Origin of the sequence: Pseudoalteromonas sp. SWN166, assembly GCF_015864485.1 — a bacterium.
In the GTDB taxonomy this organism is placed as follows: domain Bacteria; phylum Pseudomonadota; class Gammaproteobacteria; order Enterobacterales; family Alteromonadaceae; genus Pseudoalteromonas.
Map to the genome: position 1 here is coordinate 1 of NZ_JADYXB010000009.1, position 12,973 is coordinate 12,973.

Consider the following 12,973-nt stretch of genomic DNA (forward strand, 5'->3'; position numbering starts at 1 on the left):
CAGACGACAAGCTCAGCAGGTAACTTACGTTTGCGAATACTTGCTTTATCGGTCTGCTCGAGCACATTAGAAATCCACTCAAGAGGGATATGTTTCTGAAATGTAGATAAAGAGTCAGGAGAGGCGAATATATCTGTATCAAGTAGCCAATGACTAAGCATAAAAATACCCTCATAATCAAAAGATGATAAGGGTATTGTGAAGCAACCAAAAGATCGGTCAACTGATCAAAAAATGCCTTAACTGATCGGTGTTAGCAATTAGCGGCTTTTTTGTGTTCAATAAATAACTAATTGATTATTTACGTTTAGTCGGCTTAACACGCTGATTGTGTTTTTTAACTGCTTTACGAATTTGGTTGATTTTAGCGCGTTTATCTTTGCGTTTTTCAGGCATAACAGAAAGCTTAGTTTGTGTTTCGCGGCCTAATTTAACGGTTTTACGCAAGTAGTTTACTGTTTCTAAATCATACTCCATCCAACCACCTTGTGGCACGCGCTTATCAAGCTCTAGTTTACCGTAACGAATACGAATAAGACGAGATACTTCCGCATCTTGAGACTGCCATAAACGACGAACTTCACGGTTACGCCCTTCATTTAACGTTACGTTAAACCAACGGTTAACGCCTTCGCCACCCATAGGGGTTACAGTCGTGAATTTGGCTGGACCATCTTCAAGCTCAACACCACGTAGTAAGTTTTTAACCGTCTCGTTGGTTACTTCACCAAATACACGTGCAGAGTATTCACGCTCTACTTCATAGCTTGGGTGCATTAAACGGTTTGCCAGTTCACCATCGTTTGTAAAAAGCATTAAACCCGATGTATTAACGTCTAGTCGACCAACCGCAATCCAGCGATCGCCATCAATACGAGGAAGTCGGTCAAATACAGTACGACGCCCTTCAGGATCTTTACGTGTGCTTAACTCACCTTCTGGTTTGTTATACATAATCACACGACAGATTCGGTCTGCTTTTTCTTCGATTTTTACACTGTGTCCGTCAACACGAATCAAATCGGTTTCTTCAACACGGTCACCTAACTTTGCCACTTTACCGTTTACACTAACGCGGTTTGCGTCAATGTATTTTTCCATTTCACGGCGTGAGCCTACGCCTGCACGGGCTAAGACTTTTTGTAACTTTTCACCTTGTATAATACTCATTCGGATGGTTCTCTCACAGAAGGATCGCTCAATAACTGGTTAATTTTACTTTGCTGCTCTGTTGGCAACGCAGGTAAATTTTCAAGTCCAGTTAACGAAAAATAATCTAAAAATTGCTTAGTAGTTGCATATAAAGCCGGCTTTCCCGGAACCTCTTTATGCCCTACCACTTTAACCCACTCTCTTTCGAGTAAGGTTTTAATAATATTCGAACCCGTAGTAACACCCCTTACTTGCTCAATTTCGCCGCGTGTAATGGGCTGCCTGTATGCAATAAGTGATAATGTTTCCAGTAAAGCACGCGAGTATTTTGGTGCGCGTTCTTGCCACAAGTTATTTAACCAAGGGCTTAAACTACTGCATGCCTGAAACCGATACCCACTACCAACTTCAACTAAGCGAATACCACGAGTTTGAAAATGCTCTTGTATTGTATCTATTGCGTCATTTATTCGTGCCATAGAAATAGCTAAATCTATTAATACGATGTCTTTAAGGTGGCGTTTACTAACAGGCTTATCTGCAACAAAAATAGCTGCTTCAATGATCTCAACTAGTTGTTCATCACTAATTCGCCGACCCGCCATACACACTCTTAACAAATAAAAATACACAGCCATCTATTATGACAGAACAACACCAAACTAGGAAAATATATCTATCAAATAACTAAATTTAAAACACAAAAAAGCCAGTGCCTAGCACTGGCTTTAATCTTACTTACTAAAATGGTAACTATTAGTTACTTTTAAAAGCTTCTAATGCATCATCTTCAGCTACTGCGTTACCGTATTTTTTAATGTAACCCATAAACTCGCTTTTACTGATGCGCTTATCTTGGTTTTTATCCATGTAACCAAAATGATTTGAAATATCATCATCGTTACCTTCAACTACCGAGATATAGCCATTGCTGTCGTTATCTAGACTTGCAAAGCTGCTTTCAATTTTATCGAATTTAGCAATTTCAGCTTTAAATGCCGACTCACTTACTTCAGAATCAGTGGCTACTTTGCCATTATTAAGCTTCATATAAGTGTTAAATTCTTTGCGGCTAATTTCGTTATCCATATTGGTATCAATATTTGAAAAATGGCCCCAAATGCTATCGTCATCAGCTTCAACTTTTGAGATGTAGCCATCGCTATCATTATCTAAACTTGCAAAGTCACTGTCTATTCTTTCAAGACCTTGATTAGATGAACAAGCCGCTAAGCTTAATGATGCTAAAATAGTGGCTGCTAATGTTAACTTTTTCATAAGACGTATCCTTCGTAATTAATTAAATGTCACTTTAACTAATACAAATCCAATGCCAATAATAGTTAACTTATAATAATCAATAACTTAATCTCGATCGGTATATTTATTAAACACTTTCAATAAGTTAAGCTTGCAAGCTTTGCAAACACCCTTGTAATTTTTGCAAAAAAATATCCGGTAAAAACCAGATATCTCAATTTTAGTTATATAGTTAAGCTAATAATTAGATTGCTGCGTTTTGATAGCGTTTAACAAACTCAGTAACGTTTTGACCATTACATTTTAATGAGTTTAGGTTACCAATTTTTTGACGAACCGGTGCTAAGCCTTGTTTTAAAGCCGTCATACATAATTGAGTTTCTTGTTGAGCGTCTTTAGCAAACACTTCTATTTTTTCAGCAGATGCTGTGCTTCGCGTCGTTTTTTTAGCTATATCGCGAATATCTTCGCCATTACATAAAATGCTTTTAGAAAAACGAGACAAGTAAACACCGTGCTGGGCAGCTTCTTTACGAGCAGCACTAAAGCCTTCATTTGCGCTTAGTACACATAACTTAGATTCAATTTTGTTATCTTGACTGAAGTAAGTATTGCTTTGTGCAGACGCAGTTGCAGATACTAATAAGGCAGTAGCTAAAAGTAGTTGTGTTTTCATGAGAGATCCTATTTGAACGAGCTAAACAAGTGAATTTCGCGCATTATATATTCAATAAAAATGAGTTCAATTGAATTTTTTATTTATTTAATAAATTAATAATGCATTTACAATGTTTAAACTTTAGCCACCAATTGATCAACATTTGTGCAGCTATTATCTCAATTCAGTCATGTTATGTACGCGTATTTACTGATACAATTTGAGCCATTAAATAGAACCAATTTTAAGGTAAATTTTATGAAAGTGATTTCTTTCAATATCAATGGTCTGCGTGCTCGTCTTCATCAATTACAAGCAATTATCGACAAACATCAACCAGACGTTATTGGCTTGCAAGAGATTAAAGTTCATGACGAAGCGTTCCCTTTAGAAGATGTACAAAAAATGGGATATCACGTCTACTTTCATGGTCAAAAAGCACATTATGGCGTAGCTATGTTATGCAAAAAGGAGCCTAAATCGGTATTAAAAGGCTTTGCCACCGATACAGATGAATCTCAAAAACGCATGATAAGCGTCACTGTTGAGCAAGATAACGGTCGAGATTTAACAGTAATGAACGGCTATTTTCCACAAGGTGATAATATTAATCACGAAACTAAATTCCCTTATAAACGTCAATTTTACAAAGATTTAATGACCCACCTTGAAACCAACCACACACCCGATCAGGACGTAATAGTTATGGGCGATATAAACATATCACCTACTGACTTAGATATTGGTATTGGCGACGTAAATGCAAAACGTTGGTTAAAAACAGGTAAATGTTCTTTCCAACCGGTAGAGCGTGAATGGCTTGCAACATTACTTAATTGGGGCTTTAAAGACACCTTTAGAGAGCAAAACCCTGAAACAGACGACCAATACTCGTGGTTTGACTACCGCTCAAAAGGGTTTGTAGATAACCGTGGACTTCGTATTGACGTTGTTCTTGCAACTAATGAACTTGCTGCACGCTGTATAGATACTGGTATTGATTATGAACTTCGCGGTATTGAAAAACCGTCAGATCATGCCCCAATATGGTCAACATTTAAGTAATTACGATGCTCAGCATAACAATACAGGGACTACTTTGGTCCCTTGTAATTATCATTGCTATTTTAAGCTTTGATAAAAAAACATATAAATCGCTTTATAGCACATCAGCTCAACAAACGGGTGTGCTTGCGTGTGCGTTAGTGTTTGCAGTGCTTTGGCGAATAAAGGCAGGCATTTTAACGGGCCTTGATTTACACATACTAGGTGTTACTGCCGCTACATTAATTTTAGGCTGGCGATTAACGATTTTAAGTAGCCTACTTGCCACAGCCTTACTCGCTGTATTTGGCCAAATTGAAGTTGAGCTATTACCTGTTCAACTGCTTATTGGTGCGTTTATTCCTATTTTATTAAGCTACCTTGGCTTTATAATTAGTTACCAATATTTGCCTCGTCATTTTTTTGTTTATATATTTGTTTGCGCGTTTATAACCGCAGGATTTATAGCCTGTATAAAAATAGGCATAGGTGCTTTATTTTATTTGGCTATAGGGCAATATAATTGGCAAGAACTTGCAGATAACTACGTTTACTTAAGTGCTATTATTTGGTTTCCTGAAGCTATGCTCAATGGCATGGCTATAACAATTATGATCATTTATCGCCCTCATTGGGTAAAAACTTTTTACGATAAGGACTACCTAGACTCATGAGTCTTGAATATCAATGCCCGCTGTGTAACCTAGCACTTTTAAAAGCTGATTCAACGCTTCGCTGTGCTAACAACCACAGCTTTGATTTTGCCAAAGAAGGCTACGTTAATTTACTGCCTGTGCAGCAAAAAAACTCAAAACAACCGGGTGACTCACTTGAAATGGTACAAGCAAGACGCGCATTTTTAGAGCGTGGTTATTATCGTTTTTTACAGCAAAGCCTTAGTGATATAGTGAGTAATATAAGTGCAAACACTGTTATTGACTTAGGATGCGGTGAAGGGTTTTATACCCAAGCAATAGCGAGTAAAACAAACGCTATTGTATACGGTGTTGATATTTCAAAATCTGCAGTTAAGTATGCTGCAAAGCGCTACCCTAATTGCCAATTTAGTGTGGCATCAATCAGCCAAGCGCCCTTTAAAAACCAATTTGCTGATGTACTTGTAAGTGTATTTGCACCTTTGTTTGAAGAAGAACTTGAACGTCTTGCAAATCAAAACGCAACATTAGTGGTTGCAAGCCCTGGCCCTTGTCATTTAAAAGAATTGAAATCGTATATATATTCAGAAGTAAACGAACATACTGAAATTACGACTCCAAATGGATTTCAAAAATCAGAACAGATTCTTCTAACAGAGCAAGTAATGCTTGGCTTTGCTGATATTAAAAACTTAATAATGATGACGCCATTCGCGTGGAAATTTAGACCCGAGCACTGGGCAGCACTCGAAGAAAAAGGTGAGCACACTGTCACCTTATCGTTTTACATAACTCAATTTACTAAAACTGCTCTTTAGTAAACGCCTTATCCATTTTATCAAACATATCTTTAAGTAAATTAGCAAGCTCCATGTAACGGGGCTTGTTTTCACTTAACTGCATCTGATATCCATTAGCTACCATTTTAGTATAAAGCTCGTTATACCATTTGTGCATAGCGGGCTCTAAAGGCGTTTGTGCTCGCTTACCTAACCAAAATAAACCTTGTAACGGCAATGATATAAAAAATAATGCGCTCGCTATGGCTTGTGGTAAAAAATCAGGCCCCAAGTAATTTAGCTGAAAAAACAAAGTAAACATGGCTAAAATTGGCATTACTGTAATAGCCAGATCAGTTGCTCTAATTACTCTAAACTCTAAAAATAAAGGCGCAAGCTCTTTGCGCATTGGCCATTTTTTACCATACAAACGGCCAGTTTGTAGTTGTGACATCACACTTTTTTGCATCATGACTCCTCACAGATACTGCTTTTAAATACAATACAAATACGAGCTATACCTAAAGTGTAACACAAAATGAAGGAGTTACACTGTCTGCGCTAAAGAGCTTAAATTTACTATTAAATAGCATACAGTTCTAACTAAAACCCACTAATTAAGGTAAAGTATTTAACATTACGTTAACTGCTTTGCATTTGATCACTCAATTGTTTTTGCTTTATTTAATACCGTAAGTGTAACTATTACGTATTAATGTTCACTTACTAAATTTGTTTATGGAAATTGAATTTATGCCAACAAGCTCTCCTAAGTCACAACACGTTTTAGTGCTAAATAGCGGCAGCTCTAGCTTAAAGTTTGCCATTATAGATCCAAATAATGGTCACGAGGTTATCTCTGGTTTGGCTGAGCGCTTGGGAAGCGAAGCACCTTCAATAAAATATAAATATAATGGGGCTAAGACCGCTATTAATTTGAAAGCTAACGAAGCTCACGCTGAGGCAATCAATACCCTAGTGGCATTAATTAAATCATATAAATTAGATAAGCATTTGATAGCGGTAGGTCACCGTGTTGTTCACGGTGGTGAACATTTTATACAATCAATACTTATCGACGAAGATGTTATTTCGGGAATTACACAAGCTGCTACACTTGCTCCACTGCACGGGCATGCTAATTTATTAGGTATTTCATCTGCAAAAAAATCGTTTAAAGGATTACCCCAAGTCGCGGTATTTGACACCGCGTTTCATCAAACTATGGATGAAGTCGCTTATCTTTATGCTCTTCCTTATAAGTTATATACCGACTTTGGCGTAAGGCGTTATGGTTTTCATGGTACAAGCCACTGCTATGTTGCAGGTCAAGCCGCTCAGCTATTAAATCAATCCCTTGAAGAAAGTAATTTTATTAGTGCTCATTTAGGTAATGGCTGCTCTGTATGTGCAATAAAAAATGGTAAAAGTGTTGATACAAGTATGGGCTTAACTCCCCTTGCAGGCTTAATTATGGGTATGCGTAGTGGTGATATCGATCCCGGTTTATTTAACTTTTTAACTACACAACTAAACTATAGCGCGCAGCAAATTGACGATTTACTAAATCAAGAAAGCGGTTTACTGGGCATAAGTGGGCTTTCTAACGATTGCCGTACAATTGAAGAGGCTTCGCTTTCTGGGAATCAAAGAGCAACTCTAGCAATCGATATGTTTTGCTACCGGCTTGCCAAACAAATTGCAGCCTACATGGTGCCATTACAGCGCCTAGACGCTGTAATTTTTACTGGCGGTATTGGCGAAAATTCAGATCTTATTCGTAAAAAAGTAATCTCTCAACTTGCCTTTTTAAACATTGATTGCGATGAGGAAGCTAACCTTAAAGCCCGATTTGGACAACAAGGGATTATTAGCACTAAAAAAACAAAAATTAAAGTTATCGTTATACCTACAAACGAAGAGTGGGTAATAGCAAACGATGCCGCAAGTATAGTAAAGGAGCTTTAATTATGGCACGTCGTATTATGTTAATTCCTGTATCTACCGGTGTGGGTTTAACATCTGTATCGGTTGGTTTAGTGCGTGCACTTGAACAAAAAACAGTTAAAGTTAACTTTTTCAAACCCATCGCTCAGCCTCGTTCAGGCGAAACAGGTCCTGAAAAATCAACACAAATAGTGACTCAAGGTTCACCTATTAATCCACCTCTGCCTTTTGCACTTGATTATGCTGAGCAAATGATTGCTGACGGTAAAGGTGATGACCTATTAGAGGAGATTGTTGAACGTTTTGAGAGTAAAATTAACGATGATGAAGTCGCTATTATTGAAGGTATGGTAACCACTCGTCGCCAACCTTATGCTGGGCGTGTAAACCGCGAAATTGCACAAACACTCGGCGCCGAAATTGTATTTGTACTTACCCCTGGTAATTACACCATTACACAAATAGAAGACCGCCTTGAAATTGCAGCAGGTAACTATGGGGGCATTGATCATCCTCGCGTACTAGGCTGTATTTTTAATAAAGTAAATGCACCACTTGATGAAGAAGGCCGCGCCCGTGCCGATTTAGTCGACGCCTATAAACCTGAAGAGCTTGAAAACGAATTAAATCGTTTAGCGTCTTTACCTATTTTTAGAAAAAACCCGTTTATGTTGCTTGGTGCAATCCCGTGGGATTTTGACTTGGTAGCACCGCGCGTAAAAGATTTAAGCGCCTATTTAAAAGCCACCATTATTAACGAAGGCGACATGCTTCATCGCCGTCTGCGCCGTATTACTTTTTGCGCGCGTACGGTATCAAACATTTTAAACTACTTTACGCCAGGTGCTTTATTAGTTACCCCTGGCGATCGCTCAGACATACTTGTTGCAGCATGCCTATCGGCAATGAATGGCACAAAACTTGGCGCTATATTGTTAACCGGAGGGTATAAGCCTGAGCCGAGAATTATGGCCTTGTGTGAGCAAGCCATGCAAACCGGTTTACCAATACTTGCAACCGATGCCGACACATGGCGTACATCACTACTACTACATAACTTTAATATGGAAGTACCGAGTGATGATGACCAACGAATTGAAAAAGTAAAAAATCATAACGCAGAGCATATCAATTCAAATTGGCTCGACACACTTGCAAAAAGTGTGGGCAAAACACGTAAACTATCACCACCCGCATTTCGTTACTTACTGACTAATAAAGCGCGTAAAGCAGGTAAAACCGTGGTATTGCCAGAGGGAAATGAACCTCGCACTATAAAAGCAGCGGCTATTTGCGGACAACGCGGAATTGCTAAAACTATACTACTGGGCGATCGCGAAGAAATAATGCGTATTGCCGAGCAACAAGGTATTGAGCTAAACGAACATGTAAGTATTATCGAGCCAAAAAGTATTATAAATGATTATATTGCACCTATGGTCGAAATTCGTAAAAGCAAAGGCCTAACTGCTGTAGTAGCACAAGAGCAACTACAAGATAACGTGGTGCTTGGCACAATGATGCTTGAACAAGGTAAAGTAGATGGTTTGGTGTCGGGCGCAGTAAACACCACCGCCAATACGATTCGCCCTGCACTTCAGCTCATTAAAACTGCACCGGGTTCATCGTTAGTATCATCCGTATTTTTTATGCTACTTCCAGATCAAGTATTAGTTTATGGTGACTGCGCTATTAATCCAGACCCTAATGCTGAACAACTTGCAGATATAGCCATTCAATCTGCCGATTCTGCTGCCGCATTTGGCATAGAGCCACGAGTAGCAATGATCAGCTACAGCACAGGTACTTCGGGTACAGGTGCCGATGTTGAAAAAGTACGCGAAGCAACGAAAATTGCGCAGCAAAAACGTCCAGACTTAATTATTGACGGTCCACTACAATACGATGCCGCTATTATGGAAAATGTCGCACTTAAAAAAGCACCTAATAGCCCTGTTGCAGGTAAAGCCACTGTATTTATATTTCCTGATTTAAATACGGGTAATACCACCTATAAAGCAGTACAAAGAAGTGCTGACTTAATAAGTATTGGGCCTATGCTGCAAGGTATGCGTAAACCTGTAAACGATTTGAGTCGGGGAGCATTAGTGGATGATATTGTGTATACAATTGCCTTAACTGCCATTCAAGCAGCTCAAGCAGAAGCACTAATTATGCATTAAGCTTAACATGTGTTTTTTATAGCCTAGCTATTATTTATTTAATAATTAACTAGTTAGGCTATTTATACCCTGCAACCCCCATACTTATCCACAGAAATTGTGGGTAAGTTTTTAATCTCCATTAAAATCGATTTACTAACGCTTACTTTAGTCGCTGTTACACCTTTAATTTAAAGCCAATAATCTATACTATAAAGCTATTAATAATGCTGTATCGCAGGCGTTTAATGTCAAAACAAACATTACTATTACACAGCACAGTTTTATCTATACACAGTTTAGATGTAGACGCCGATATACCTGCGGCACTCCTAAAGCTTCCTTTATTTTTTATATCTAAAACTCATGATGAACTATCCATTGTTTGCCCTAGTAGCTTTGAAATACACTCCCTAGATACCGAGTCTGATTGGCAAGCACTTGAAGTAGTAGGCCCACTTGGCTTTTCGTTAACGGGAATAATGGCCAATATATCGGGGGTATTAGCGCGTGCTAAAATTTCTATTTTTTCAATCTCAACCTACGATACCGATTATATTTTAGTAAAAAAACAAACGGCGTCACAAGCGCTTACTGCATTAAAAAAAGAGGGTTACAACGTGGTGGCCGAATAGCTTATGAAAGCACAAACAATAGAGTATTTAGCACTCAATAAAACACCTCGTAATGCCATTCTTATTACAAGTCCATTTACAGGTAAAGTAATGTCGCTGAAAGAACACCCCGAACCTATTTTTAGATTTGGTATTCTTGGACCCGGTATTACGGTGACGCTCAGTAGTCACAAAATTTTAGCGCCCTTTGACGGTACATTATTACAAGTAAAAAACGCAGGTGCTGAGTTTATTTTACAAGCTAAAAATGGCTTAAAAGTCTTAATAAACTTAACAATTCCTGATTCGCAATCAATTACGCACACACACATAGCACAACTAAATGGCAGTGAAATAAGTAAAGGTCAGCGCCTTGCTTATTTTGATTTACGCGAATTAGATACACCTATGCTAGCAAGTTTAATTTTACTTAATGGCCATAATCTTGGCACATTTCATTACTCACATTCGCATGTAAACGCGGGTGTAGACACCCTATTAACTATTATTAAGAAGAACTAAATTTATGATCACTTTATACGGTATTAGTAATTGCGATACGATAAAAAAAGCAAAAAAATACTTAGCCGACAACAATATCGAATTTACGTTTCATGATTACCGCAAAGATGGCGTAAACGAGCAAATGGTGAATGATTTTGCAGATAAGCTTGATTGGGAGCAACTCGTTAATAAAAGAGGCACAACTTATCGCGCATTATCCGATGAGCAAAAACAGAGCCTAACTAAAGAAAGTGCTATCCCATTGTTAGTTGAGCAACCTGCCATGATCAAACGCCCAGTACTTGTAAGTAATGGCAGTTATCATTTAGGTTTTAAAGCAGCGCAATATGACGAGATTTTTAAATAATGACTAGTGACGTAATTAAACTCGCCCAAGCGCTAATCCAACGTGAATCGGTAACACCCGAAGATGCTGGCTGCCAACAAATGATGAACGATCGCCTTGCTGTGGTTGGCTTTAATATAGAGTCATTATTTTTTACCGACACACTAAATACATGGGCTCGAAAAGGCACTCAATCACCACATTTTTGTTTTGCTGGCCATACTGATGTTGTGCCCACAGGTCCTGAAAAAAATTGGCAACATCCGCCGTTTTCAGGATTAATAAAAGATGGCCTATTGCATGGGCGTGGCGCTGCCGATATGAAAGGCTCATTAGCTGCAATGCTTGTAGCAACCGAGCGCTTTGTTACTAAGAATCCTGATCATAAAGGTTCGATTTCTTTTTTAATTACTTCTGACGAAGAAGGCCCGTTTGTAAACGGGACTACTCGCGTAATTGATACATTAGAAGCACGCGGTGAAAAAATTGATATGTGCCTTGTAGGCGAGCCATCATCACGCGATGTACTCGGTGATGTGGTTAAAAATGGTCGCAGAGGTTCACTTACCGCTTTTTTAACCGTTAAAGGTATACAAGGTCATGTGGCCTACCCGCATTTAGCACAAAACCCAATTCACTTAGCGACGCCAGCACTTACTGAGCTTAGCCAAACGGTATGGGATAACGGCAACGAATACTTCCCCGCCACCAGCTTTCAAATTTCAAATATTAATGGTGGTACGGGTGCGGGTAATGTTATTCCGGGTGAGCTTGAAGTACAGTTTAACTTTAGATTTAGCACGCAAGTAACGCATGAGCAATTACAGCAACGTGTAAATGACATTCTACAAAAGCATGACTTAAATTATGAATTAAGCTGGATAGTAAATGGCTTGCCTTTTATTACCGAGCATGGCCCGCTTGTTGATGCCACAGTTAAAGCAATTAAATCAGTAACCGGTTTAACCACCAACCTAGAAACCACTGGCGGTACATCAGATGGTCGCTTTATTGCACAAACAGGCGCTAAAGTAATTGAACTTGGCCCGCGTAACGCCACTATTCATAAAGTAGATGAATGCGTAAGTACCGATGATTTAATAACCCTTACCGACATTTACGAGCAAATATTAGAGCAACTTTTAACATAATGGATGTCACTCAACCAACACCAATAATGTGTATTACTGGCCAAAGTGATACACATTTAGCTGATATACAAAATCATCGCTTGCACAGCGCTATTATCAGCGACTTTTTAGCACTACAAAGTGCAGCCAAAAAAGCAGGATTTGAGCTTACTATTGCCTCAAGTTTTCGTGATTTTAATCGTCAATCAATTATTTGGGATAATAAGTTTTTAGGTATTCGCCCTGTTTTTAATAAACAGCAAGAGATTGTCGATTTAACTAAGCTAAGCGATAGTGATAAGTGTATAGCGATCATGCTCTACTCTGCATTACCAGGGGCAAGTAGGCATCACTTAGGGACCGATTTAGATGTGTTTGATAAAGCAGCAGTGAGTGATGACTATAAACTACAGCTAACACCTGATGAGTACCAGCAAGGTGGTCCGTTTGCGCCTTTAAGTAATTGGCTTGATACACACCTAGCTAAATTTGGTTTTTATCGTCCTTACCAGCATGATTTAGGCGGCGTAGCACCCGAGCTTTGGCATATAAGCCATATTAAGCAATCACAATTGTTAGTGAATACGCTTAGCGAGCAAGTACTTTTTGAATGCATAAAAAATAGTAAACTACAGGGCAAGCAGGCAATACTTGATAACTTACCCGCTATTTATACACGCTTTGTAACAAACGTGAGTCCCCCTTAAAAAGAAGATTAACT

Annotated in this window: 16 protein-coding genes; 10 read left to right on the forward strand and 6 right to left on the reverse strand. The window is 38.7% G+C overall.

Going from position 1 to position 12,973, the window contains the following annotated elements:
- The 5 genes from I6F49_RS07365 to I6F49_RS07385 form a co-directional block, all read right to left on the reverse strand.
- On the reverse strand, window positions 1-161 hold a 161-nt coding region (locus I6F49_RS07365), incomplete at its 3' end, for a transposase domain-containing protein (RefSeq protein WP_197179482.1).
- A gap of 136 nt (window positions 162-297) precedes the next feature.
- Window positions 298-1,170 carry a 23S rRNA pseudouridine(2605) synthase RluB gene (gene rluB / locus I6F49_RS07370; RefSeq protein ID WP_007582584.1) on the reverse strand — a complete coding sequence of 291 codons (873 nt, stop codon included), beginning with the start codon at window positions 1,168-1,170 and terminating at the stop codon, window positions 298-300.
- Entirely contained in the window at window positions 1,167-1,757 is a 591-nt protein-coding gene (gene scpB / locus I6F49_RS07375) for an SMC-Scp complex subunit ScpB (RefSeq protein WP_024590449.1), read from the reverse strand. The genes rluB and scpB overlap by 4 nt, the downstream gene beginning before the upstream one ends.
- Window positions 1,758-1,908: 151 nt before the next feature.
- Complete coding sequence (locus tag I6F49_RS07380) at window positions 1,909-2,430, reverse strand: EF-hand domain-containing protein (protein ID WP_165721507.1); 522 nt, start codon at window positions 2,428-2,430, stop codon at window positions 1,909-1,911.
- A 226-nt stretch (window positions 2,431-2,656) separates the two neighbouring features.
- Window positions 2,657-3,088 (reverse strand): exonuclease III, encoded by a 432-nt coding sequence (locus I6F49_RS07385; RefSeq protein ID WP_197179484.1) that lies wholly within the window; start codon window positions 3,086-3,088, stop codon window positions 2,657-2,659.
- Window positions 3,089-3,328: 240 nt separating this feature from the next.
- Between I6F49_RS07385 and xthA the strand changes: the two genes are divergently transcribed.
- From xthA to I6F49_RS07400, 3 genes are read left to right on the forward strand one after another with little or no spacing between them, the layout of a single operon-like run.
- Entirely contained in the window at window positions 3,329-4,135 is an 807-nt protein-coding gene (gene xthA / locus I6F49_RS07390; RefSeq protein WP_166421394.1) for an exodeoxyribonuclease III, read from the forward strand.
- Between the two features lie 5 nt (window positions 4,136-4,140).
- Window positions 4,141-4,788: an energy-coupling factor ABC transporter permease gene (locus tag I6F49_RS07395; protein ID WP_197179492.1), complete on the forward strand. Its 648-nt coding sequence runs from the start codon at window positions 4,141-4,143 to the stop codon at window positions 4,786-4,788.
- The gene (locus I6F49_RS07400; protein ID WP_197179494.1) at window positions 4,785-5,588 is read left to right on the forward strand and encodes a putative RNA methyltransferase; all 804 of its coding nucleotides are present in this window, start codon (window positions 4,785-4,787) and stop codon (window positions 5,586-5,588) included. The genes I6F49_RS07395 and I6F49_RS07400 overlap by 4 nt, the downstream gene beginning before the upstream one ends.
- Here I6F49_RS07400 and yfbV read toward each other — a convergent pair.
- A complete protein-coding gene (gene yfbV / locus I6F49_RS07405; RefSeq protein WP_166421415.1) occupies window positions 5,572-6,018 on the reverse strand; it encodes a terminus macrodomain insulation protein YfbV in 447 nt (148 codons plus the stop codon). The two genes, I6F49_RS07400 and yfbV, sit on opposite strands and share 17 nt — an antisense overlap.
- A 284-nt stretch (window positions 6,019-6,302) precedes the next feature.
- Here yfbV and I6F49_RS07410 point away from each other — a divergent pair, with 284 nt between their 5' ends.
- From I6F49_RS07410 to I6F49_RS07440, 7 genes are all read left to right on the forward strand, one after another.
- Entirely contained in the window at window positions 6,303-7,517 is a 1,215-nt protein-coding gene (locus I6F49_RS07410) for an acetate kinase (protein WP_197179496.1), read from the forward strand.
- A gap of 2 nt (window positions 7,518-7,519) precedes the next feature.
- The gene (gene pta / locus I6F49_RS07415; protein WP_197179498.1) at window positions 7,520-9,679 is read left to right on the forward strand and encodes a phosphate acetyltransferase; all 2,160 of its coding nucleotides are present in this window, start codon (window positions 7,520-7,522) and stop codon (window positions 9,677-9,679) included.
- 227 nt (window positions 9,680-9,906) lie between these two features.
- Window positions 9,907-10,293, forward strand: a complete 387-nt coding sequence (locus tag I6F49_RS07420; RefSeq protein WP_197179500.1) for an ACT domain-containing protein — start codon at window positions 9,907-9,909, stop codon at window positions 10,291-10,293.
- Between the two features lie 3 nt (window positions 10,294-10,296).
- Entirely contained in the window at window positions 10,297-10,794 is a 498-nt protein-coding gene (locus I6F49_RS07425) for a PTS glucose transporter subunit IIA (RefSeq protein ID WP_166421400.1), read from the forward strand.
- A gap of 4 nt (window positions 10,795-10,798) precedes the next feature.
- Window positions 10,799-11,143: an ArsC family reductase gene (locus I6F49_RS07430; protein WP_166421401.1), complete on the forward strand. Its 345-nt coding sequence runs from the start codon at window positions 10,799-10,801 to the stop codon at window positions 11,141-11,143.
- On the forward strand, window positions 11,143-12,273 hold the full coding sequence (gene dapE, locus I6F49_RS07435; protein WP_197179501.1) for a succinyl-diaminopimelate desuccinylase: 1,131 nt from the start codon (window positions 11,143-11,145) through the stop codon (window positions 12,271-12,273). The genes I6F49_RS07430 and dapE overlap by 1 nt, the downstream gene beginning before the upstream one ends.
- The gene (locus I6F49_RS07440; protein ID WP_197179502.1) at window positions 12,273-12,959 is read left to right on the forward strand and encodes a M15 family metallopeptidase; all 687 of its coding nucleotides are present in this window, start codon (window positions 12,273-12,275) and stop codon (window positions 12,957-12,959) included. The genes dapE and I6F49_RS07440 overlap by 1 nt, the downstream gene beginning before the upstream one ends.
- The last annotated feature ends 14 nt before the right edge of the window (window positions 12,960-12,973 follow it).